Here is a 21,778-nt window from a genome sequence, read left to right as displayed (position 1 = left end):
CGTCAGTCGCCTTCCAGGACGAGTGCCGTTTGCTCGGAAAGGATTCCGCCGTTGCCGGATACGAACGCCCGGTTGCAGTCGGCGACCTGCGCCGCACCGGCGCGGCCCATGATCTGGCGGGTGGCGTCGCAGACGTGATGCATGCCGCCGGCCAATCCGGCCTGACCGAAACCCAATTGGCCCCCGGCGGTGTTGAGCGGGAAGTCCCCGCGGAAGGTGAGGTCGTGGTTGGCGATGAAGTCCAGGCCCGTGCCCTTCTTGCAGAAGCCCGCATCCTCGAGCGACAGCATCACGGTGATCGTGTAACAGTCGTAGATGGAGACCATGTCCATCTGTTCGCGGGTCAGGTCGGTCATGCCGAACGCGGTATCGGCCGCCGCCGCCATCGGCGTATTCAGCAGATCCTCGGCGTAGGTGGGGGTCTTGAACGGCACATGCTCACCGAATCCCTTGATCCACACCGGCCGGTGCCGCGCCCGCCGGGCCAGCTCGGCGTTGGCGACCATGACTGCGGCCCCGCCCACGCAGGGCATCACAATCTCGAGCATGTGCAGCGGGTCCGCGATCACCGGGCTGGCCAACACGTCTTCGACGGTGAGCGGCTTGTCCTTCCAGATGGCACCCTCGGTGTGATTGGCGTTGACCCGCTGATCGACAACGAGTTTCGCCATGGCCCGCTCGTCGTACCCGTACACCGCGGCATAGCGCTGCGCCACCTGGCCGTAGGGCCCGTTCTGGCCGAGGTTGCCGTACGGAATCTCGAATTCGGCCTGCGGAGAGCCGTATTGGTTGCTGGACGAACCGAAGAACATCGCGTCCACGATCGGCCGGGGCTTCTGCTTGGACGACGGCGTGATGTAGCGGGCCGGCAATGCGCACAACACCGCGTCACAGATGCCGAGCTCGATCGCCGCGGCGGCCCGCCATACCATCGCGGCCGCGCTGGCGCCGCCGAGATCCACCAGCTCCGCGAATCTGGCCGGCACACCCAGGTATTCGGCGATGGTGGAGGGAACGAAGATCTGCGACTCGGCCAGATGCGATGCGGCGATGCCGTTCACGACGTCGCCAGGCAGGCCGGCGTCCTCGAGTGCCGCCGCGCCCAATTCGGCCCACTGTTCGAGGACGAACGGTGCCGGCGAGGCCTTGTTCAGCCGCTCCGGTGGCAATTCGACATACCCGACGATTGCGGCCTCTCCGCGTAATCCCATGTCGCTTCCTCGTTGTGGGCCATCATGTGGGCCAGTTGTCGGTTATTTGCGCGGCAGGCCGAGAATCATCTGGGCGATGATGTTCAGTTGAATCTCCCGGGTCCCGCCGCCGATCAGCTCGGCGGGGAGGTGCAGGTACGGTTCGACGATCGCCGGGTCCGAGTCCGCGACCATGGCCAGCCGGCCGGTCAGCTGCAGGGTCGCCTCGAAGGTGCGCCGCAGCAACACATTCATCGCCACCTTGGCGATGCTGGAAGCCGGCCCGGAGGCCTGGCCGTCCAGCAGCCGGATGGTCTCCCGCACTCCGAGCGCCCGGATCGCGTTGGTGTAGGCATCGAGTTCGCCGAGCGCGCGCAGCGCGTCGTCACGGTCGGGGCCGGCTTCCGAAGCCAGGCGCCGCAGGGCGGCCGCGCGGTCGAACTTGACGTAACCACTGATCGCCGAACGTTCTTCGGCCATGGTGGCGATCGCGAGGTTCCAGCCGCCGACCGGGTCGCCGAGCAACATCTCGTCGGGCACGAAGACATCGGTCAGGAACACCTCGTTGAAGTGCGCCTCGCCCGTCGCGGTCTTGATCGGTTGGATCTCTATCCCCGGGGTGCGCATGTCGAGGATGAAATAGCCGATGCCGCGGTGCTTGCTGGCCGCCGGATCGGTGCGGGCCAGCAGCGCACCGTAGTCCGCCCGCTGCGCCACCGAGGTCCAGATCTTGTGCCCGTTGATGTTCCAGCCACCGTCGACCTTGGTGGCGCGGGTGGTCAGCGCGGCGAGGTCGGAACCCGCCGCCGGTTCGCTGAACAGCTGACACCACGCGATCTCGCCGCGTTGGGTCGGCGGGATCAGCTTGTCCTGCAGTTCCTTCGGCGCCGCCCGCAGCACCGACGGCAGGATCCACTCGGCGATGCCCAGCGAAGGGCGGACCAGTTCGGGGCGCTTGGCGAACTCGTCGTCGATGATGAGCTGCCGCAGCGGACCGGCGTCCACCCCCCACGGCGGCGGCCAGTGCGGTGCGATCAGGCCGGCTTCGGCGATCAGGGTGCGCTGGGGTCCGGTCTTGAAGTCCTCGTAGTCGCCCTGCCGCCCGGGTTGGTCGTTGCTCAATTGGGTTGCCACATCCAGGGTTTGAGCCACCCAAGCGCGGAACTGCGCATCCGCGTCACCCAGGTTCACCGACATGTCCCGCTGCTGGGTGCAGGTCAGCTGCCCCAGCCTCCGGGCCCAGCGGTTCGCCTGGCCGATAGAGGCGGCCAGGCTGATCGCCCTCCGCCAGTACAGGTGCACATCGTGCTCCCACGTGAAGCCGATGGCACCGAACATCGTCAAGGCATCCAGCACCAGGTCGGGCACCGGCGAGATAGCGATCACCGCCGCGCCCGCGGCCGCTATGCGGTGCTGCTCCAGCGATTCGTCCTGGGCGCGCACCGCGTCCCAGGCCGCCGCGGTGGCCAGCTCGCTGTTGATCAGCAGCATCGCGGCGCTGTGCTGCAGCGCCTGGAAGGTGCCGATCACCTTGCCGAACTGCTCGCGGATGCGCAGGTGCGCCGTGACGGCTTCCACACACCATTGGGTGATGCCGGCCGTGGTGGCCGCCACCAGGCCGACGACGACGCATTCGGCCCGGTCGGGGTCGATGCCGACCAGGACGCCCTCGGCACGGTGATCGGTCAGGCGAAGTCGGCCGACATCGGTGACGATATCGGTACCGTCAACGGCTTCCACTGCGGCCGTGGGGCTTTCCGGGTTCGTCAACGCCCACACCAGCTCGCCGCCCGGGCCCGCGGCAGCCACCAGGATCACGTTCGCGGAGCACACGCCCGCAGTGAGGTCCGAGGCACCCGAAATCACCCAGCCGTCACCGGCGGGCCGGGCGTGGAATTCTCCGTTGCCGGGTAGCACGACCAGCGCGGGCCGACCAGAGGCCAGTTGGCGCAGCAACACCTCCCTGCTCGGTGTCGGATCCGCTTGCAGCGCAACCGCACCCGCGGCCACCGTCGGGAGCAGCGGGCCCGGCAACAACGCCTTGGCTGCCGCTTCCAGCACACACGCGCTGTCGATCAGTCCGCCGCCCTGCCCGCCGGCGCTCTCCGGCAGATGGACCGCGTGAAATCCGGTTGCCACCAAGGCATCCCACCAAGCAGGCAGCTCCCCCCGGGCCAGCGCATCGAAGCTCTCCCGCGTCTGGGCAACCGGAGCATGCCGGGCGGCGAACTGCCCGACGGCATCGGTGAGCTCCTGTTGCTCGGCCGTCAATCCCAGGGTCATCGGCGTGCCCGCTCACAAGGCCGCCCAAGAGTGCTGTGCTTCGCCCCCACGGGCTGCTATCCTTTCGGCCTTACAAGACGAACCGTCTCGTCTTGTGGCAGAGTAACAAGCCTGCCGCGTCGAAGTCGAACGGGACCACCCCAGATGCCACCGGACCAAAGCCAGGCGAACTCGCCGCGCCGCCGCAGCGAGAAGTCCCGCACGGCCATCGTGACCGCGACCCGCGAGTTGCTGCTCGAGCGGGGTTTCGACGGTCTCACCATCGAGGCGGTGGCGGCGCGCGCCGGCGTGGGGAAACAGACCATCTACCGGTGGTGGCGCAGCCGGCCCGCGCTGGTCGCCGACGTCATGCTCGAGGACGCCGACCGGATCCTGGCGACGATGAACCACACCGGCGATCTGGCCGCTGACATCGTGGAATGGGTGGGCAAGCTCGCCGCGACGCTGACAACCGCCCGCGGCACCGCGATGCTGCGCACCCTGACCGTCGCCGGCATGGAGCACGAGGACACGGCCGTAAAACTCCGGGCGGGGTTCAGCAAGCCGCTGCACGACAGTGTCCGCACCAGGCTGCTCGCCGACGATATCGACGACGAGACCGCCGAGTCCGCCGCGGACGCGATCGTCGGCGGCGTGGTCTATCCGATCCTCTCGGACGCCAAACGGTATTCACGCCGGCGGGCCGAACTGACCACCCGGATCATCATCGACGCGCTCACCCGATCGAGATGACCGCCAGCCCGGCACGCACCCGCTCCGGTAACGAGCCGCCATGGCTCAGCCAGTCGTCCAGCGCGATCCGGACGGTGGCCATCGCCAGGGCACCGATCAGCCGAGGCCGCGGATCCTGCGGCGCCAATTCGGGTATGCGCGGCGCGACCAGCTCTGCGATCGCCGCCTCGTAGCGCACATAGATGTGCAACGTCCAGGCGTCCAGGGTCTCCGATGACCTGGTGAGCGTGGCCAGTTCGCGTATCTGGTCCTCGATCTCGGCGAAGCCATCACCCAATTCGCCGAAGGCCGCCGCCACGGCCTCGCCTGCGGACAGGCCATCCGGTTGGTGGGCCAGCGCCGTGGTGATCCGTTCCAGCCACTGGACATTCACCCCCTCGGCGACGGCGTCCTCCTTGGAGTTGAAGTAGCGGAAGAAGGTCGCGCGGCCGATCGCCGCGGTCTCGGCGATCCGGTCCACCGTCGCGCCGGCCAGGCCCACACTTCCCACCAGCTGCGCCGCGGCGGCGGCGATGCGCTGGCGGGTCGCCGCGCGCCTTCGCTCGAGGAGAGATTTCCGCGAAGGTCTGGCTATTGGATGAGACATAGTCTAAGTATGAGACGATGACTCAAGTCGAGGCGCCGCAGGCCCTGACCGCGTGGCGGTTCTTCCAAGAGATGTTGGGCAACGTCACGAACGTCGTGACCGAGGACGCGGAGTCGGAGAGGGAACTCGCCGAAGGGTTGCGGGTGATCGCGCGGGTGAGCTCGCTGTGCGCGCAGCTGTCCGTGGAAGCCGATCCCAATGAGCCGTGGTTCTTCGACATGTGTTCGCCCACGCGGATGATCGGCGGCCCGAATCCGGACGGCAATTACTACCTCGCCATGATCCGCGGTGACCGCCGGTACCGCATCACCGGAACCCGCGGGACCAGCGCCTACCTCGGTATCCAGATTTTGGCCGGCACCGGGCTGACGCCGCGGCGTATGGCCGGATATCTCAGCGACGCCGACTTGGTCTTGCACTCGGGCGAATTCGAGCTGGTGCTGGCCGCCGAGGAACCGGCCGACACCGGCGGCGCGCAGTGGCTACAGATTCCCGGGGACGCGTCGTCGGTGGTCGTCCGGGAGTACATCGGCGATCGCGCGGCCGAACAATTGGCCAGCCTGCACATCGAGGCACTCGACCCCGACCCGCTGGCGCCACTGACCGACGCGGCGCTCGCCGAGCAGTTCACCGCTATGGCGTGGTCGTTGATGAAGCTGGCGACACTGCACCGCACGATCAGGCCCGAGTTGCTCGGCAACCCCAATACTCTGCTCACCGCCGAGGCCGCTGACCTGGGCGCGGCCGACACCACTCCGGACAACCTGTACATGATCGGCACCTTCCGCCTCGAACCGGACGAAGCCCTGGTGCTCGACATCGCCCCGCCGGACACCCGCTATTGGAACGTCACCCTGGAGAGCATCTGGCATGAGTGTCTGGAGCCGCCTCGCCGGCACAGCTCGGTGACCAACCGTGGCGTCACGCCGGACCCGGACGGCCGGGTTCGCATCGCGATCGCCGCCGAGGACCTGGGATTAGGCCATTGGCTCGATACCGGGGGCCGGCATCGCGGGTTTGTGGTGCTGCGGTGGCTGGACAATCCGGCCGCCCCCGATGTCAAGGTGTCCGTGCGCCGACGGGCGGCACAGCAATGACCGCGCTGCAGGACCGGTTCGCCCCGGAACGTCTGATCGCCACCGCGTGTGAGGAAACCGGTTCCGACGACTTCGGCGACGACGGCTGGCAGCCCGGACTGGAGCTGCTCATCGACGGACTGCTCAACGAGGCGAGGCTGTCGGCCATCGGGGTGGAAATCGCGCACCTCGATCTCATGCGCGCCCTGAAGAACCGCCTCGACGTGATCGCTTGGCGCAAAAAGCATCCGGAGGTCACCGCCAAGGGCATCGACGCGCCGATCTTCATCGTCGGCCAGCCCCGCACCGGGACCACGATCCTCTTTGATCTTCTGGCCCAGGATCCCGACCTGCGCGCGCCGCTGACCTGGGAGGTCGACGCGCCCTGTCCGGTACCGCAGCCGGCGACCTACCACGACGACCCGCGCATCGCCGCCGCGCAAGCCGGCATCGAGATGTCCGAACAGATCATCCCGGGTTTCCTGGCGTTCCACCCGATGGGCGCGCTGGTCGGCCAGGAGTGCGTCCGCATCACCGCCAGCGAGTTCACCAGCATGATCTTCTCGGTGCAGTACCGCCTGCCGACCTACTACCGCTGGCTGCTGTACGACGCCGACCACACCGGCGCCTACCGGTACCATCGAATCTTCCTGCAGCATCTGCAATCTGGCGTGCCGGGGCAGTGGCTGCTGAAATCACCGGCGCATCTGTGGCAGCTCGATGCGTTGTTCACCGAGTATCCCGACGCGTTGATCGTGCAGACGCACCGCGACCCGCTGAACGTCATCTCGTCGATCGCCGCGCTGACCCACCACCTGCGGCGGATGGGCAGCGACGAGTCCGAGATCGCCGAGTGCGCGGCGCAGTCCTACGAGGAGATCGTCGTCGGCCTCGAGCGCGAGATGGCGCTGCGGGACAGCGGCAGAATCCCTGCCGATCGCGTGATCGACGTCCACTACGCCGATTTCATCAAGGACCCTTGGACCACGATCGGCGGCATCTACCGCAAGTTGGGCCGCGAGCTGCTGCCCGACACCGAGGCGCGGATGCGCGACTTCCTGGCCGCCCACCCCGGTGACGGCGGTCGGGGCCGATACACCTGGCCGGACACCGGCCTGGACGCCGGCGAGGTCCGCGACCGGGTGCGCGCCTACCAGGACCGCTACGCGGTACCCACCGAGCAGCTGCGCTGACCGCCGGAAGATGGGCGAAAATTCGGGCTGCGTTCTCTCCCCTAAAACGTGACGAACGACATAGACTTCCCGCTTGTGACGACCCCGTCGAACCCTTGGGGCGACGAACGACGGAGACTCTCGCAACAGCTGCAGATGCGAGGTCAGATTCTCGGCCGCAGGCAGGCGCGCCGGCTCAGCCGGCGCTTCGCGCTGGTCGGCGTTGACATCCCGCCGAGGCGCCTCCAGCAATTGGTCACCGGTTCACCCGCGGCGGACAGAGAAATGACCGACGTGAATTTCGCACTGATCGCCACTCAATACAACCGAGAGAAGAAGAGCGCGAAAGTCGCGCATGCACAACGGCGTTGCAAACATGCGGCGATATGCGCGGGCCTGGTTCTGGTGGCGCTCAATTTTCTGTTCTGCATTGCTTATCTCTTTTTCACACTGACGCAGCAGGCTATGTAACCGGGCATGTAATAGGTGCCGATGGCACGGGGGCCAATTAAATGTCTTATCTGGTAGCGGCGCCGGAATTTCTCACCGCCGCGGCGACCGATATCGCCGGTATCGGCGCGGCAATCAGGGCGGCCACCGCCGCCGGCCCGGCCACCGAAATGCTGGCGGCCGGCGCCGATGAGGTGTCGGTTGCGGTAGCGGAGCTGTTCGCCCGCAACGCGCAGTCGTATCGCGTGGTCAGCGCGCAAGTGGCCGCTCTCCATGAGCAATTCCTGCAGGCACTGCACGCCGCGGGCAACTCCTACGCTGCCGCCGAAACGGCCAACCTCGGCAACCTGCTGCAGCGCGCGCCGCAGGCGCTACTCGACGCCGTCAACGCGCCCGCCCAGGCCGCAACCGGCCGCCCGCTGATCGGGAACGGCGTCGACGGACGTCCGCTGACGGGTGAGGCGGGCGGTCCGGGCGGGTGGCTGCTCGGCAACGGCGGCAACGGCGGCTCCGGGGGTCCGGGCCGATTCGGCGGTCGCGGCGGCGATGCCGGGTTGATCGGCAACGGCGGCAACGGCGGGCAAGGCGGGGTCAGCACCGCGATCAACAAGATCGCGCCGCTCGGCGGCGACGGCGGCAACGGCGGCTGGCTGTTGGGCAACGGCGGCGCGGGCGGTCAGGGCGGGCAGGGCGGCGCGAACATGGTCGGCGGCTGGGGCGGTTTCGGCGGCAACGCCGGCTGGTTCGGCAACGGCGGCGCCGGCGGCCCGGGCGGCAGCGGCCCGTTGGGTGGCGGCGACGGCGGCAACGGCGGTAACGGCGGCCAGTACTTCGGCAACGGTGGCGCGGGCGGCGACGGATTCGGGTCCAGCACCTCCGCGCGGGGCGGGGTCGGCGGCGACGGTGGCGATGGCGGCCAGATCGGCAACGGCGGTCGTGGCGGTCGCGGTGGCGACGCCTCGCCGGTGGACGGGACGGCCGGCCCGGGCGGCAGCGGTGGCAGCGCGCAACTCATCGGCGACGGCGGCGACGGCGGCGCCGGTGGTTCGGGGTTCATCCCGGCGCACGGCGGCACCGGCGGCAGTCGCGGTGAACTGCTCGGTCGGCCCGGCCTGCCCGGACCGGACGGACTCGGGTAGCGATACCCGGGCAGTACGGGTAGAACTACGCAGGCGTAGGCCGCCGTGGAACGGCGATGCTGATTGAATGACCTCTTTGATGGGCTTTCCCAGCCCTGCTGAACTGGCTGCACGCACTCCGCTTGACCGCGACCGCGCCATCGACGTCATCCGCATCACCGCTTTGATCGGTGTGGTGATCGGCCACACCGTGATGGCGATCAGCATCATCCGCGGTGGCGTACTCATCTGGGACAACCTGCTCACCACGTCGGTGGTATTTCAGGCGCTGACGTGGATCTTCCAGATCATGCCCCTGTTCTTCTTCGCCGGTACCGCGGCGTGCCTCACGTCGTGGCAGCCCGGCACCAACTGGGGCGCTTGGCTGATGAAGCGCAGCACCCGGCTGTTCCGCCCGGTGTTCTACTACCTGGCCTTCTGGGCGCTCGCCCTTGCCCTGCTGTATCCGGTACTGCCACAACATGTTTACGAGCCGGTCGCCGGCATCAGCATTCAGCTGCTGTGGTTCCTCGGCGTCTACGTCGTGGTGCTGGCGGCGATGCCAGTGCTGCACCGGATCACCACCCTCAGCCGACTGGCCGCTGGCGTCATCGGCATCTATGCGCTGGTCGCCCTCATCGACGCGATCCGGCTGCACTGGTCCGCCGCGGTGCCGATCGGCTACCTCAACCTCGCCGCCTGGCTCATTCCCGGCATGTTCGGCGTTGCCTACCGGCGCGAGTTGATCACCCGGCGGGCGGCGCTGGTGACGGCGCTGGTGTTGTTCGCCGTCGACGTGGCGCTGGTCCGGTGGGGGCCCTACGAGTTGAGCCTGGTCGGCATCGAAGGCCAACGGCTGGCCAACATGAGCCCGCCGTCGCTGTTGCTCGCCGGACACGCAATCGTGCTGAGCGCGTTGGCAATCGCCGCGGCACCCGCGATCAATCGGTGGGCACGGCGACCCCGCGTGTGGTGGCTCACCGCGATCGGCAATTCCGGGGCGATGACCCTGTACCTGTGGCACATGCCCGCGCTGCTGGGCGTGCACGTGCTGTTCGACACCTTCGGTAAGCCACGCTTCCCGGGACAGCGAGACTTCCTGTTGGTCACTTTCGCGCAGCTGTTCATCATGATTGCTGTGGTGGCGGTGCTGTTCGTCGCGCTGCGGCCGCTGGAGAACAACCCGCTCCCGGGTTGGGACGGTGTCCCGCCGATCACCTCAACCGGGCGGGGCACCGTTGTCGGCATGCTGCTCTGCGTGGCGGGGGCGGCGGTCCTCGCCGCGGTGAAGTGGGGCCTCAAGGATGACGGGCTGGTGTGCGTGTCGATCATGCTCGCCGCGTTGTTGGTCGCGCGACTCCTGGCGGCGGTGCGCCCGTCAGTCGTGCCGTCAGTGCCCCATGGCGGCCAAGAGGTCCTGCAACGCGCGGCGTAATTCGGCCAGCCGGCGGGATCCGAGGGTCTGCTCCCAGCTCTTCTCCAAAGCCAGTGCACTAGAACGCATTACGCCCAATGCATGCCGACCGCGTGGGGTCAGTTCGATGATCCGGGTGCGCGCGTCGACGGGATTGGACTCTCGGATCACATAGCCACCTCGCTCCAGCGCGGTGATCGCCTGAGCCACCGCCTGGCGACTCACCCCGAGCCGATCGGCCAGGTCCGAGGCGTGCAACCCCCCGCCGGCCAACGGAACCAGTGCCACGGCCTGGGCCGGCCGGATGCCGTCGAGCCCGGCGGCCGTGAATGCCGCACGCAGCCGCGGACCACCGGTGGCCGCCACCAGTTGCATCAAGGCCGGCACCGTCGGTTCCCACTGAGCATCCGCCAGACGTCCCATGATGGCCGAGTCTGCCATCTCCGCGAATTTTGACAAGTTACTTGTCAAACCTGAGCGGCGCTGTCACCATGGGCTGATGGCCTCGCGATGTGCCCGGGCCCGGCAACTGCCGGTGGTGGTCGCCCTTGCGGCGTTGCTGGCCGGGTGTGTCGGCGGCGGCCATGCCGTCGGATCGCCGGACCATCCCTCAATTCCGGTCGGGCAGTCCTCGCAAACCATCCAATGGGCCGGCGGCAGCAGGACTTTCCACCTCTACCGCCCGGCCGGTTTGACCGGGGCGGCCACGTTGGTGGTGATGCTGCACGGCGGGTTCGGCAACGGAGCCCAAGCAGAACGCTCCTACCACTGGGACAGTACGGCCGACCGGGGCCACTTCCTGGTTGCCTATCCCGACGGTCAGGGCCGGGCGTGGAACGCCGGCTCGTGCTGCGGCCGCCCCGCGCAGTCCAACCTCGACGACGTCGGTTTCATCACCGCCATGGTCGGCGCGATAACGCAACAGACTCCCGTCGACCCGGCGCGGGTGTATGTCACGGGCATGTCCAACGGCGCCATGATGTCACTCCGATTGGCCTGCGAGACAGACATCTTCGCCGCGGTCGCTCCCGTGGCGGGTACCACGGTGACCGACTGCTCGCGGGCCCGGCCGACCTCGGTACTGCAGATCCACGGCACGGCCGACGCCAGCGTGCCCTACAACGGCGGCCCCGGTAAGAGTTTGAAAATCGATGGCAACCCGCGTGTCGACGGCCCGGGCGTACCGGCGGTGGCAGCGGCCTGGCGCGCCATCGACGCCTGCCCGGCACCGACCTCGACCACCGCCGGGTTGGTGACCACCGAAACGGCCGACTGCCCGGACGGCCGCACGGTTCGCTTGATCTCGGTGGCCGACGCCGGCCATCAATGGCCCGGCGGTGTCCGCGGACCTCTGTTGGACCGGCTGGGTTTGCCGCCGCCCTCAACCGCGCTCGATGCCACCGACACCATCTGGGAGTTCTTCGCCCAGCACCACCGCTGATCAGTCCGAATCAGCGACGCCTGGTGGGCCACACCGCCATCCGGTCGATGATCCGGTCGCGCAGCACGAGCGTGTGGAACAGCACCGCGCAGACGTGGGCGGTGAACGTCAGGAACAGCAGGAAGGCGAAGACACCGTGGCACTCCCGCAGCACCGCGTAGGCGTCGATGTTGTGCGGGGCGATGCCGGGCAGGTGGAACGGTCCCAGCGACACGATCGGGTTCCTGGCGGCCGATAGCATCGCCCAGCCCGTCAACGGCTGCACGATCAGCAGCCCATACAACAGGTACTCCGACCACGACGCGATGCGCCGCTCCACCGGGCCCATGGTCGTCAGGAACGGCGGCAACGTGTGGGTGAGCCGGTTGACGAGCCGGATCACCGCGAAGATGAGGATCAGCACGCCCAGCGGGCGGTGGATCGCCAGCAGCAGCGGGTAATAGCTCAGCGACGCCACCATTGTCACGCCGATCAGCAGTTGGGCGATCACCATCGGTGCCATCAGCCAGTGCAGAATTCGCGATGGCACCGCGAAACGTGGTGCTGTGCTGGTTGTTTCGGCCATCAGGCGCGGACCTCGCTCGGCGACTTGGGTTCTTCGGCGCGGCGGGTGAAGGACCGCGCGTACACGCCGGCCCGCGCCGCTGGGAGGGGATCGTCGGACAGGGCCATGCCGTCCGGCAACACCGTCGGGTCGAAGTTGACGTCCCGAGCGTTACCCGCCGCTTCGGTCTGTACCGCGGTGACAGTCAGGATGCCCGCGTCGATGGTGCGCCGCGATGGCGGCCACATCTTGGTGGCGTCATTGGTCGGGTCCCCCGGGTCGCCGACGGTCAAAACCAGTCGCCACTGCAGGGGCCGCTGTGCCACCGTGCGGATCAGTTCGTCGAACAGGTAGTCCTTTCCGGTTGCTCCGGCGGCAGGGCCCGGCGGGTCGACCGGCAGCAACGACCAGCGCACCGCAACGGTCGCGCCCGCGTCATTGGTGAAGTGAAAGGCGTTGAGACCGTGATACGCGCTGTCGGCGAAGCCGGCGCTGGGCGGTGTCTGCTTGATGATCTTCATCGCCGCCGCGGTCTCGGGATGCCGGTCCATGAACGCGGCCATCCGCTGCGGGTCGGGCTTGCCGGTGTCGGGCCGAGGCTTGCCGGCAAGCAACCTCTCGAAGAACCCTTCCGGGGTGCTGTCGGTGAAGACGGGCAGGTTGATCATCGCGGTGCGCCACTCCTGGCCATCGGAGGCGCGGAACAACAGGCCGAGGCCCCGGACCGTGTCGGGCTTGTCGGGCTGATCGGGTAGGCCGCCGCCCAGCGAGAAGCGGCCGACGACCGGCACCGTGCCGCTACCGAAGACCGAAGCACGGCAGATCTGCGTGCCGGTGCCGTTACTCTCGAAAGTTCCTGTCGCACTGAGTCCTTTGGCGTGGTTGCGACGAAACCCGTCGTGCCGGCCGTAGACGTCTTCGAAGCGGTCGGCGAATCGGCCCGGTGTCAGCGTGTCCGGTCGCAACCACCCACCGGCGTAAGCGAACCCGCCGACATCCACCGCGGCGAAACCGGCCACGGCGCCCATGCCCAGCAGCGCTCCTCGCCTGCTCAGCGCCGGTCGATCGGCGGCTTTGCCCGCAGGGGATTCCTCGTGCTGGGGCCCCATGCCCACCGTCCTTTCGGCACGAACAGACCGCAAACAGAAACAGTGTCGGCGACACAGGTTCAATCCGCACCACGAGCAGGCGAACGGAATCGTTCAGAGCGGTTAATCGTCGGCCGGTTCGCGATGGTCCAGCACGTCGCTGATACCGCCCAGTCCCAGTCGCTCGCGGAAGGCCTGTGCGGTGTAACCGACGGCGGTCGCGTCGGTGCGGGCGCGCACGGTGGCTGACCGCGGCATGTGAAACAACACTCCCATCTCGCCGAAATAGTCGCCGGGGCCACTGACCTTGACCAATTCCTCACCGCCGTCGGCCAATTCGCGCACGATCTCGAACTCCCCGTCGGAGACCAGGTAGATCAGGTCACCCATGGTGCATTGCTCGAACAGCACCTCGCCCGCCTTCAGGCGCACCGTCTCCGGGGCCCGATTGGTGGCGGCGGCGGCGGGCGCGACCATCTCGACCACCCGGTCGGCCATCGGCAGGATTCGGCTGTCGTGGGTGGCGACCACCACCACCCGGTCGTCGTCGGCGAGTTCCCGGATCAGCCGCAGCACCTCCTCGACCTGGATGAAGTCCAGGTGCGCGGTCGGTTCGTCCGCCAGGATCAACGGCGGGTCCAGCGCGATCGCCCGGGCCACCGCGACGCGCTGCTGCTGCCCGCCACTGAGGTCGCCGGGACGATGCTTCATCCGCTCGCCGAGGTTCACCCGCTCGAGCAGCTCGGTGGCGCGCCGTCGCGCCGCCCCGCGCGACATGCCGGCGCCGCGCAGCGGGACCATCACGTTCTCCAGTGCGGTGAGACTGGGCACGAGGTTGAAGGCCTGGAACACAATGCCGACCTTCTCCAGGCGGTACCGCGCCATCGCGGCGCCGTCGAGTGCGGTGATCTCCACGCCGTCGAACTTGATCACTCCGGACTTCGGCCGCAGTATCCCGCCCAGGCAGGACAACAGCGTCGTCTTCCCGCAGCCACTGGGTCCCAACAGGATCAGCAGCGACCCGGCCGCCACGTCGAGGCTCAGGCCGTTGATCGGCCGCAGCGCGTAGCCACCGCTGGAGTATTCGACGACGAGGTCCTGAATGCTCAAATCGCCCACGGTCAGGGACCTCCGAAAGCGAGCGCCGGTTCCACCGCCACCGCGCGCCGCAACCCGGCGACGCTGGCCAACAACCCGATCGCGATGGCGATCACCGGCAACGCCAGATACGCGCCGACCGGAATCACCACCAGCATCGGAAACAGCGGCGCCAGCAATTGCGCCAGCAGGACGCCGACCACCGCGGCGAGCAACGCCACCACCAGCGCCTGCAGGCACAGCCCCACCAGGATCGACCGGGTCGGAATGCCGATCGCCTTGAACACCGCGAAGTCCCGCAACCGCTCGAGCGCGGAAAGGTATACCACCGAGCCCACGATCAGCACCGCCACGATCCACAGCAGGATCGCCACGATCGTGATCGCGTCGACGGCCACCTTCAACGGCCGCAGCAGGTCGGCGACGCCGACCGCGCGGTCGACGAGTTGGTAGCCCTCGGGCAGGTCCTTCGGGGCGCCCTTGACGCCGATCGAGGTGACCATCGGCTGCCCCGTGTACGAAAGTTGTTGCAGCCCTTCGGTGGTGAGAAAGATGTTGGGCATCTTGGCCAGTGCGGTGGAGTTGGGGACGATGCCCACCACGCGCAGCGTCCGGGCACCGACCTGCACGCTGTCGCCCAGCTTCCGGCCCAGTGTGCTCGACACCGCCACCTCGTCCGGTGCGGCGGGAGCCCGGCCCTGGGAGACCTTCGGCATGCCCGGTCCGCGTTCCGGCGCGCCGAAGGCGGTGGCGTTGCGCGTGGCGGTGCCTTCCCGGATGGCGGCCGCGGCGGTCGCGAGGGGCGCCACCGCCACCACGCCGGGCTCCGCGGCCACCCGGGCCAGGTCGACTGGAGCGAACGGGGTGGAGCCCAGGAACGGCCCGGCCGCACCGGACTTGACGACGAACGCGTCGACACCCATCGCGTCGACGGTGCGCTGCGCCTCGACCCGAAAACCGTTGGCCAGCCCGGTGAGCACGAGCGTCATCGCGAACACCAGTCCGGTGCTGACGATCGCGATGACCAGGCGGCGCCTTCGCCATTGCATGTCGCGCAAGGCCGCGAACAGCATGCACTGACGCTACCGTCGTTTGCCCTATCTGGGCAGGGTCATTTTCACTCGCTGCTGAGCTCGCGATGCTCGATCAGATCACGCTTGCCGCCCATTCCCAGGCGTTCCCGGAAGGCTTGCGCCGTGTAACCGACCACCGTCGCGTCGGTGCGGGCCCGCGCGGTCGCCGACCGCGGCATGTGGAACAACACACCCATCTCACCGAAGTAATCTCCGGGGCCGGCCACCTTGATCAATTCCTCGCCACCGTCGGCCAATTCGTGCACCAGGTCGAACTCGCCCTCTTTCACCACGTAGATGAGCTCGCCCATGGTGCTCTGCTCGAACAACACCACGCCGGCCTTGAGCTCGAACGTTTCCGGCGCCCGGTCGGTGTCGGCGAAACCGGGGGTCAGCTCCACCACCCGGTCGGCCATCGGCAACATCCGGGAATCGTGGGTCGCGACCACCACTACCCGATCGCCGTCGGCGAGCTCGCGGATCAGTCGCAGCACCTCTTCGACCTGGATAAAGTCCAGGTGGGCGGTCGGTTCGTCCGCCAGGATCAACGGCGGGTCCAGGGCGATCGCACGCGCGACCGCAACCCGCTGCTGCTGCCCGCCGCTGAGGTCGCCCGGGCGGTGCTTGAGCCGGTCGCCGAGGTTGACCCGCTCCAGCAGCTCGGTGGCGCGCCGGCGGGAGGCCTTGCGGGACATGCCGGCGGCCCGTAGCGGCACCATCACGTTCTCCAGGGCGGACAGGCTGGGCACCAGGTTGAAGGCCTGGAAGACGATGCCCACCTTCTCGCGCCGGTACTGGGCCAATTCCTTGCCGTCCAGTGAGGTGATGTCGACGTCGTCGAACTTGATGGCCCCGGACTTGGGCCGCAGGATGCCGCCGAGGCAGGACAGTAGCGTCGTCTTGCCGCAACCACTGGGCCCCAGCAGGATCACCAGCGACCCGGACGCCACGTCGAGGTTGAGCCCGTTGATCGGCCGCAGGGCATAGCCGCCGCTGTAGTACTCGACGACCAGATTCTGGATGCTGAGATCGCCCAACGGTTACGGACCTCCGAACGCGAGTGCGGGATCGATGGCTACCACGCGCCTCAGGCCGGCGAGGCTGGCCAGCAGCCCGATCACGATCGCGACCACCGGCAACAGGAAATACGCCTCCACCGGGACCGCGACGACCATCGGGAACAACGGCGCCAGCAATTTGGACAACACAACGCCGACCGCGGCCGCGAACAGGGAGACGATGAGGGCTTGCAGCGCCAGCCCCGCCAGGATCGAGCGCGTCGGCGTGCCGATCGCCTTGAACACCGCGAAGTCGCGGACCCGCTCGAGTGCGGAGAGATAGACGACCGACCCCACAATCAGCACCGCCACAATCCACAACAGAATCGCCACAATCGTGATCGAGTTGACCGCCACCTTCAGCGGCCGGATCAGGTCGTTGACCGCACCGGTCCGGTCATAGGTCCGGTAGCCGTCGGGCAGTGCGGAGGGCGTGCCGTTGACGCCGATGGAGGTGACCATCGGCTGACCGTTGTAGGCGACCCGCTGCAGGCCCTCGGTGGTGAGGAAGATGTTGGGGATTTTCGCCAGCGCGGTCGAGTTGGGGACGATGCCGACGATGTGCAGGGTGTGTGCGCCCACCTGAATGGTGTCGCCGAGATGGCGGCCCAGCACGCTGGACGCCGCGACCTCATCCGGCCGGGCCGGCGCCCGGCCCTCGGATACCTGCGGCATACCGGGTCCGTGCTCGGGCGCACCGAACGCGGTGACGTTCCGCGTCGACGTTCCTTCCCGCATGATCGTGCCCACGCAGCCCAGCGGTGCGGCGGCCGAAACCCCGGCTTCCGATCGCACCCGGCCCAGGTCAACGTCGGGAAACGGGGTCGAGCCCAGGAACGGTCCCGCGGAGCCATCCTTGACCACGAACGCGTCGACGCCAAGCGAATCGACGGTCTGCCGGGCCTCGACGCGGAAACCGTTCGCCAGCCCGCTCATCACCAGCGTCATTCCGAAGATGAGTCCGGTGCTGACAATGGCGATAACGAGGCGCCGCTTTCGCCATTGCATATCCCGCAGGGCAGCAAAGAGCATTCCCAGACGCTACCAACGTGCACAAGACCCACCCGGATTGTGCCTGCGCATTGACTGCGCTGACGACGGCAGTTGTGAGGGTTTAGTCGGAGTGGCTTAGAATTGGTGTCTGTTAGCTGCCGCAGCGCTGCAATTTGTGCGCATAACGGTGGCCGTGCGCGGCGGGTTGAATCAACAGCTCCGACGTGGCGTGGTTGTCTGAAAACTAAGCGTTTTCCCGCAAGGACGGATTTGGATACAGCATGGTCGATCAACCCGGCGATCCAGTGAACAGGGCCTCTTTCGAGGTGGAACAGCACGAGAGAGACGGAGCCGTGGTGCTCGCCGTGTCCGGCGAGGTCGACATGCTCAGCGCCCCGCAGCTGGCCGAAGCGATCAGCACGTCTCTGGCCGCCAAGCCCGCGGCCCTCATCGTGGACCTCAGCAAGGTGGAATTCCTGGCCTCGGCCGGGCTGAGCGTCCTGGTGAACGGTCAGGCCGAGGTCGTCGCGCCGACCAAGTTCGCGGTCGTGGCCGACGGCCCCGCCACCAGCCGCCCGATCAAGCTGATGGGGATCGACAGCCTGCTTTCCCTGCATCGCACCCTCGACAACGCCTTGAGCTGGGTCGCTGGTGCCTAGACCCGGTTGTGCTGGGGAGGGCCGGACGCGCTAGCCATCGGCCCACCATGACGCCTCTCGACGACCGATCCAGTTTCGTCCGAACGGGCGTTGCCGCCGATAGCTCGAACGCCGCACGCCTGCGGGTCGAGTTCCGCAATTGGCTCGATCGACATTTCACCCTGGGCGCCGAGCGGTTCAGCGACCTGGTCCTGGCGGTCAGCGAAGCGCTGTCCAACGTCGCCGAATTCGCCTACGCCACACCCGGCCGCGGGACGATGGACATCCACGCGGCCTACGACCCCGAATCGGACAGCCTGGCGGTCACCGTCAACGATCGCGGGCAGTGGCGAAAGCACGCACCAGCGAAGGACTTCTCCCGTGGCCGGGGAATACCCCTGATGCGCGCGTTGGCCGATGAAGCCTCCATCAACGGCACCCCCCGCGGCACCCAGGTGCGGCTGCTCTGGAAGCGCCTCAACGCACCAACCGGTTGATCCGAGCGGACCCGCCTGGCTCATTGACTCGGCCGAGCCGGACGCATACCGTCGTTACATACGCTACGCGGCGTAGCGTATTAATCCCCCAGCCCGGGTTCGTGCCGTGGAGGCAATCATGTTCGACCTGAAAATCATCGGTGGCACCGTCGTCGACGGCACGGGCGCGGAACGCTATCGCGCGGACATCGGCATCACTGACGGCAAGATCGTCGAGGTGGCCCGCCGGGGCGCCAACGACCCGGAGCTGACCGGGGAGGCCGCCGAAACCATCGATGCGAGTGGTCACATCGTCGCGCCGGGGTTCGTGGACATCCATACGCACTACGACGGCCAGGTGAGTTGGGACAGCCTGCTCGAGCCGTCCAGCGGTCACGGCGTCACGACGATCGTCACCGGCAACTGCGGCGTCGGTTTCGCTCCGGTTCGCCCGGGCACCGAAGACTGGTTGATCAAGCTGATGGAGGGGGTCGAGGACATCCCCGGCACCGCGTTGACCGAGGGCATCACCTGGGGCTGGGAGACCTACCCGGAGTACCTCGACGCGATCGGCAAGCAGCAGTTCGCCGTCGACGTCGGCAGCCAGATCGCCCACGGCGCGGTCCGCGCTTACGCCATGGGCGAGCGAGGCGCCCGCAACGAACCCGCCACCCCCGAGGACATCGAGGCAATGGCCAGGCTGGTCCGCGAAGGCATCGAAGCGGGCGCCCTCGGGTTCTCCACGTCGCGCACGCTGGCCCACACGGCGATGGACGGCGAACCGGTGCCGGGCACCTTCGCCGCCGAAGAGGAACTGTTCGGACTGGGTCGAGCCATGGCCGCCGGCGGGCAGGCGGTGTTCGAGCTGGCGCCGCAGGGCGCCGCCGGAGAGGACATCATCGGCCCCAAGAAGGAACTGGACTGGATGCGGCGACTCAGCCGCGAGATCGACCGCCCCGTGTCCTTTGCGTTGATCCAGGTCGACGCCGACCCCAACCTGTGGCGCGAGCAACTGGACGTCTCCGCCGCCGCACACGCCGAAGGCAGCCGGCTGCATCCGCAGATCGCGGCCCGCCCGTTCGGGATGATGATCGGGTTCCAGGGGCACCACGGTTTCACCCACCGGCCGACCTACCGCCGGCTCAAGGCGGAGTGCAGTCGCGCGGAGCTTGCCCAGCGCCTGGCCGACCCCGCCGTCAAAGCCGCGATCTTGTCCGAGGACGACCTGCCCATCGATCCGACACAGTTGTTCGACGGCATGTTCGCGATGGTTCAGCATTCGCTGGGCCGCCTGTACGCGCTCGGTGACCCGCCGGACTACGAGCCGACACCGGACCGCACCGTCGCCGCGATCGCCAAATCGCGCGGCGAGGATCCGCTTTCGACGCTTTATGACCTGATGCTGGAGTCGGACGCGACGGCGATGTTGATGCTCCCGCTGTTCAACTACGCCGAAGGCAACCACGACGCGATCCGGGAGATGATGCTGCACCCGGCGGGTGTGCTGGGCTTGTCCGACGGCGGGGCGCACTGCGGAATGATCTGTGACGCTTCCTATCCCACGTTCCTGCTGACGCATTGGGCGCGCGACCGGCGACGCGGGGAGAAGTTGTCGTTGGAGTACGTGATCCGCAAGCAGTCTCGCGACACCGCGCACCTGTTCGGGCTCACCGACCGCGGCACCATCGAACCGGGCAAGAAAGCCGACATCAACGTGATCGACATGGACACGCTGCGGCTGCACCCCGCGGCGATGGCCTTCGACCTGCCCGCCGGCGGGCGCCGGATCCTGCAGTGCGCAAGCGGTTACGCCGCCACGATCGTGAGCGGGACCGTGACCCGCCGAAGGGATGTCGACACCGGGGCGCGTCCGGGCCGATTGGTGCGCGGAGCGCGTTAGGCGTTCGGAACCCATGACGACCCCCGAGGGCAACCCCACCCGTACCGGGGGTGAGGATGCGATCGGCACCCCGCCCGCCTCCCCGACCCTGGTGCCGGTCGAGCGCTATTACTCACCGGCGTTTGCCGCGCTGGAGATGGAGCGGATGTGGCCGCGGGTGTGGCAGATCGCGTGCATGGTCGACCATGTTGCCGAGCCGGGCGATTACTTCGAATACCGTTGCGGTCCATACGGAGTGCTGATCGTCCGAGGGGACGACGGCGTGCTGCGCGCGTTTCAGAACGCCTGCCGGCATCGCGGCAACTCGCTGTGTGTGGGTTCCGGTTCGGGTCTGCGCGAGCTCAAGTGCGGCTACCACGGCTGGACTTGGGACCTGGCCGGTGCGCTCAAGCGGGTGCCCAACCGCAAGGGTTTCGGCTCGCTGAAGATGTCCGAGTTTCCTCTGCTGCCAGCGCTGGTCGACACCTTCGAGGGCATGGTGTTCGTCAATCTCGACCTGGGTGCGATGCCGTTGATGGAGTACCTGGACGAGATTCCGCAGGACATCGCATGGTGCAACATCGGCGACTTCCGTTGTTATGCAACGCTGACGGTGGAGGTGGAGGCCAACTGGAAAACGATCGCCGACGGCTACAGCGAGACCTACCACATTCAGACACTGCATCCCGAACTGCTGCGCTGTGTCGACGATATTCATGCGCCGCAGAAGATCTGGGTGCATGCCGGTAAGTCGGATCAACCCTACGGGGTGCCGAGCCCGCGGTTCGAGGGCAAGCTGAGCGACGAAGAGGTCTGGGACGCTTACGTTTACACCCAGGGCGCGCTGATGGGCGCGGCCGAGGGCACGCCGTTTCCCGCCTCCGAACGGCAGCCCGGCCAAACGGTGCCCGACTTGATCGCTGCCCATACCCGGGCGTTTGCCGCCAGTCGCGGTGTCAACCTGGACTGGGCCGACACCGATCGGATCACGCGGTTGCACCAGTACAACGTCTTTCCCAACCTGACGTTCCTGGCCAACGCCGACCACCTGACGATCATGTGCTCGCGGCCCGGACCGGATCCCGATCACGGTGAGCTGGTGATGTTCCTGATGTCGCGGATGCCGCCGGGTGCGGGACGGAACAAGCCGACCGATGTCCGGATGTCGGCCGCGGACGCCGAACCCGGAATCGTGCTCACCCAGGACATCCGGGTGCTGCCGGGTGTGCAGCGCGGCTTGCATCAGCCCGGGCTCACCCATTTGGTGCTGTCCAACGAAGAGCGCCGCGTGATCAACATGCACCGCAACCTGGAGCGCTATCTGGACCTGCCCGAGTCCGAGCGTGTTTGCGCGAGCAGACGCTAAAGCCCCTCATTTCGGCACGAAATGGGGGCTTTAGCGCGGTCTGTTATAGACCTCTGGCGCAGCCGCCGATACTCCGTGTGGAGATGTCGGGGGTCGCGGGATC

At 67.7% G+C, this 21,778-nt stretch carries 20 protein-coding genes and 1 pseudogene; 11 read left to right on the top strand and 10 right to left on the bottom strand.

Annotation, left to right across the window (positions count from 1 at the left end):
- Positions 1-2 precede the first annotated feature (2 nt).
- Together A9X01_RS20645 and A9X01_RS20640 are read right to left on the bottom strand one after the other, a co-directional pair.
- Entirely contained in the window at positions 3-1,211 is a 1,209-nt protein-coding gene (locus A9X01_RS20645) for a thiolase family protein (protein ID WP_065122532.1), read from the bottom strand.
- A gap of 42 nt (positions 1,212-1,253) precedes the next feature.
- Entirely contained in the window at positions 1,254-3,473 is a 2,220-nt protein-coding gene (locus A9X01_RS20640; RefSeq protein WP_065122531.1) for an acyl-CoA dehydrogenase family protein, read from the bottom strand.
- Positions 3,474-3,617: 144 nt separating this feature from the next.
- On the opposite strand from A9X01_RS20640, the gene A9X01_RS20635 reads away from it, so the two are divergent.
- Positions 3,618-4,205: a TetR/AcrR family transcriptional regulator gene (locus A9X01_RS20635; RefSeq protein ID WP_065122530.1), complete on the top strand. Its 588-nt coding sequence runs from the start codon at positions 3,618-3,620 to the stop codon at positions 4,203-4,205.
- Here the strand turns inward: A9X01_RS20635 and A9X01_RS20630 are convergent.
- Positions 4,189-4,791, bottom strand: a complete 603-nt coding sequence (locus A9X01_RS20630; RefSeq protein ID WP_065122529.1) for a TetR family transcriptional regulator — start codon at positions 4,789-4,791, stop codon at positions 4,189-4,191. The genes A9X01_RS20635 and A9X01_RS20630 overlap by 17 nt on opposite strands.
- A 17-nt stretch (positions 4,792-4,808) precedes the next feature.
- Here A9X01_RS20630 and A9X01_RS20625 point away from each other — a divergent pair, with 17 nt between their 5' ends.
- The 5 genes and pseudogenes from A9X01_RS20625 (at position 4,809) to A9X01_RS20605 (ending at position 10,042) form a co-directional block, all read left to right on the top strand.
- Positions 4,809-5,888 carry a DUF1214 domain-containing protein gene (locus A9X01_RS20625; protein ID WP_065122528.1) on the top strand — a complete coding sequence of 360 codons (1,080 nt, stop codon included), beginning with the start codon at positions 4,809-4,811 and terminating at the stop codon, positions 5,886-5,888.
- Positions 5,885-7,060: a sulfotransferase family protein gene (locus A9X01_RS20620; protein WP_065122527.1), complete on the top strand. Its 1,176-nt coding sequence runs from the start codon at positions 5,885-5,887 to the stop codon at positions 7,058-7,060. Before A9X01_RS20625 ends, A9X01_RS20620 begins: the two co-directional genes overlap by 4 nt.
- A gap of 75 nt (positions 7,061-7,135) precedes the next feature.
- Positions 7,136-7,510: a hypothetical protein gene (locus A9X01_RS20615; RefSeq protein ID WP_065122552.1), complete on the top strand. Its 375-nt coding sequence runs from the start codon at positions 7,136-7,138 to the stop codon at positions 7,508-7,510.
- A gap of 41 nt (positions 7,511-7,551) precedes the next feature.
- Positions 7,552-8,625 (top strand): annotated as a pseudogene (locus A9X01_RS20610) (PE family protein); the annotation flags it as partial.
- Between the two features lie 70 nt (positions 8,626-8,695).
- On the top strand, positions 8,696-10,042 hold the full coding sequence (locus tag A9X01_RS20605) for an acyltransferase family protein (RefSeq protein WP_065122525.1): 1,347 nt from the start codon (positions 8,696-8,698) through the stop codon (positions 10,040-10,042).
- On the opposite strand, the gene A9X01_RS20600 is transcribed toward A9X01_RS20605, so the two are convergent.
- A complete protein-coding gene (locus A9X01_RS20600) occupies positions 9,998-10,444 on the bottom strand; it encodes a MarR family winged helix-turn-helix transcriptional regulator (RefSeq protein WP_065122551.1) in 447 nt (148 codons plus the stop codon). The genes A9X01_RS20605 and A9X01_RS20600 overlap by 45 nt on opposite strands.
- Positions 10,445-10,520: 76 nt before the next feature.
- On the opposite strand from A9X01_RS20600, the gene A9X01_RS20595 reads away from it, so the two are divergent.
- Positions 10,521-11,462, top strand: coding sequence for a CE1 family esterase (locus A9X01_RS20595; protein ID WP_065122550.1), 942 nt, complete (start codon positions 10,521-10,523; stop codon positions 11,460-11,462).
- Positions 11,463-11,472: 10 nt separating this feature from the next.
- On the opposite strand, the gene A9X01_RS20590 is transcribed toward A9X01_RS20595, so the two are convergent.
- The 6 genes from A9X01_RS20590 to A9X01_RS20565 all read right to left on the bottom strand — a co-directional run bounded on the left by A9X01_RS20590 (position 11,473) and on the right by A9X01_RS20565 (position 17,355).
- On the bottom strand, positions 11,473-12,027 hold the full coding sequence (locus tag A9X01_RS20590; protein WP_065122524.1) for a cytochrome b: 555 nt from the start codon (positions 12,025-12,027) through the stop codon (positions 11,473-11,475).
- Entirely contained in the window at positions 12,027-13,115 is a 1,089-nt protein-coding gene (locus tag A9X01_RS20585; protein WP_253849247.1) for a catalase family peroxidase, read from the bottom strand. Before A9X01_RS20585 ends, A9X01_RS20590 begins: the two co-directional genes overlap by 1 nt.
- A gap of 102 nt (positions 13,116-13,217) precedes the next feature.
- Positions 13,218-14,213, bottom strand: a complete 996-nt coding sequence (locus A9X01_RS20580; RefSeq protein ID WP_065122522.1) for an ABC transporter ATP-binding protein — start codon at positions 14,211-14,213, stop codon at positions 13,218-13,220.
- A 2-nt stretch (positions 14,214-14,215) separates the two neighbouring features.
- On the bottom strand, positions 14,216-15,265 hold the full coding sequence (locus A9X01_RS20575; protein ID WP_065122521.1) for an ABC transporter permease: 1,050 nt from the start codon (positions 15,263-15,265) through the stop codon (positions 14,216-14,218).
- A 44-nt stretch (positions 15,266-15,309) separates the two neighbouring features.
- On the bottom strand, positions 15,310-16,302 hold the full coding sequence (locus tag A9X01_RS20570; protein ID WP_065122520.1) for an ATP-binding cassette domain-containing protein: 993 nt from the start codon (positions 16,300-16,302) through the stop codon (positions 15,310-15,312).
- A 3-nt stretch (positions 16,303-16,305) separates the two neighbouring features.
- On the bottom strand, positions 16,306-17,355 hold the full coding sequence (locus A9X01_RS20565) for an ABC transporter permease (RefSeq protein ID WP_065122519.1): 1,050 nt from the start codon (positions 17,353-17,355) through the stop codon (positions 16,306-16,308).
- 242 nt (positions 17,356-17,597) lie between these two features.
- Here A9X01_RS20565 and A9X01_RS20560 point away from each other — a divergent pair, with 242 nt between their 5' ends.
- The 4 genes from A9X01_RS20560 to A9X01_RS20545 all read left to right on the top strand — a co-directional run bounded on the left by A9X01_RS20560 (position 17,598) and on the right by A9X01_RS20545 (position 21,675).
- Positions 17,598-17,975 carry an STAS domain-containing protein gene (locus A9X01_RS20560; protein ID WP_065122518.1) on the top strand — a complete coding sequence of 126 codons (378 nt, stop codon included), beginning with the start codon at positions 17,598-17,600 and terminating at the stop codon, positions 17,973-17,975.
- A gap of 47 nt (positions 17,976-18,022) precedes the next feature.
- The gene (locus A9X01_RS20555) at positions 18,023-18,451 is read left to right on the top strand and encodes an ATP-binding protein (RefSeq protein ID WP_065122517.1); all 429 of its coding nucleotides are present in this window, start codon (positions 18,023-18,025) and stop codon (positions 18,449-18,451) included.
- Positions 18,452-18,569: 118 nt separating this feature from the next.
- Positions 18,570-20,330: an N-acyl-D-amino-acid deacylase family protein gene (locus A9X01_RS20550; RefSeq protein ID WP_065122549.1), complete on the top strand. Its 1,761-nt coding sequence runs from the start codon at positions 18,570-18,572 to the stop codon at positions 20,328-20,330.
- 13 nt (positions 20,331-20,343) lie between these two features.
- Positions 20,344-21,675, top strand: a complete 1,332-nt coding sequence (locus tag A9X01_RS20545; RefSeq protein ID WP_065122516.1) for an aromatic ring-hydroxylating oxygenase subunit alpha — start codon at positions 20,344-20,346, stop codon at positions 21,673-21,675.
- Positions 21,676-21,778: the final 103 nt, after the last annotated feature.

Origin of the sequence: Mycobacterium asiaticum, assembly GCF_001668675.1 — a bacterium.
GTDB classification, from domain to species: domain Bacteria; phylum Actinomycetota; class Actinomycetes; order Mycobacteriales; family Mycobacteriaceae; genus Mycobacterium; species Mycobacterium asiaticum_D.
The sequence above is the reverse complement of the archived record's forward strand: the minus strand, read 5'-3'. Positions and strand labels throughout refer to the sequence as shown.

Excerpts from the sequence above, each read along its gene's own strand:
- A9X01_RS20645 (WP_065122532.1), bottom strand. The coding sequence starts at position 1,211 with ATGGGATTACGCGGAGAGGCCGCAATCGTCGGGTATGTCGAATTGCCA.
- A9X01_RS20640 (WP_065122531.1), bottom strand. The coding sequence starts at position 3,473 with ATGACCCTGGGATTGACGGCCGAGCAACAGGAGCTCACCGATGCCGTC.
- A9X01_RS20635 (WP_065122530.1), top strand. The coding sequence starts at position 3,618 with ATGCCACCGGACCAAAGCCAGGCGAACTCGCCGCGCCGCCGCAGCGAG.
- A9X01_RS20630 (WP_065122529.1), bottom strand. The coding sequence starts at position 4,791 with ATGTCTCATCCAATAGCCAGACCTTCGCGGAAATCTCTCCTCGAGCGA.
- A9X01_RS20625 (WP_065122528.1), top strand. The coding sequence starts at position 4,809 with ATGACTCAAGTCGAGGCGCCGCAGGCCCTGACCGCGTGGCGGTTCTTC.
- A9X01_RS20620 (WP_065122527.1), top strand. The coding sequence starts at position 5,885 with ATGACCGCGCTGCAGGACCGGTTCGCCCCGGAACGTCTGATCGCCACC.
- A9X01_RS20605 (WP_065122525.1), top strand. The coding sequence starts at position 8,696 with ATGACCTCTTTGATGGGCTTTCCCAGCCCTGCTGAACTGGCTGCACGC.
- A9X01_RS20600 (WP_065122551.1), bottom strand. The coding sequence starts at position 10,444 with ATGGGACGTCTGGCGGATGCTCAGTGGGAACCGACGGTGCCGGCCTTG.
- A9X01_RS20595 (WP_065122550.1), top strand. The coding sequence starts at position 10,521 with ATGGCCTCGCGATGTGCCCGGGCCCGGCAACTGCCGGTGGTGGTCGCC.
- A9X01_RS20590 (WP_065122524.1), bottom strand. The coding sequence starts at position 12,027 with ATGGCCGAAACAACCAGCACAGCACCACGTTTCGCGGTGCCATCGCGA.
- A9X01_RS20585 (WP_253849247.1), bottom strand. The coding sequence starts at position 13,115 with ATGGGGCCCCAGCACGAGGAATCCCCTGCGGGCAAAGCCGCCGATCGA.
- A9X01_RS20575 (WP_065122521.1), bottom strand. The coding sequence starts at position 15,265 with ATGCTGTTCGCGGCCTTGCGCGACATGCAATGGCGAAGGCGCCGCCTG.
- A9X01_RS20565 (WP_065122519.1), bottom strand. The coding sequence starts at position 17,355 with ATGCTCTTTGCTGCCCTGCGGGATATGCAATGGCGAAAGCGGCGCCTC.
- A9X01_RS20560 (WP_065122518.1), top strand. The coding sequence starts at position 17,598 with ATGGTCGATCAACCCGGCGATCCAGTGAACAGGGCCTCTTTCGAGGTG.
- A9X01_RS20555 (WP_065122517.1), top strand. The coding sequence starts at position 18,023 with ATGACGCCTCTCGACGACCGATCCAGTTTCGTCCGAACGGGCGTTGCC.
- A9X01_RS20550 (WP_065122549.1), top strand. The coding sequence starts at position 18,570 with ATGTTCGACCTGAAAATCATCGGTGGCACCGTCGTCGACGGCACGGGC.
- A9X01_RS20545 (WP_065122516.1), top strand. The coding sequence starts at position 20,344 with ATGACGACCCCCGAGGGCAACCCCACCCGTACCGGGGGTGAGGATGCG.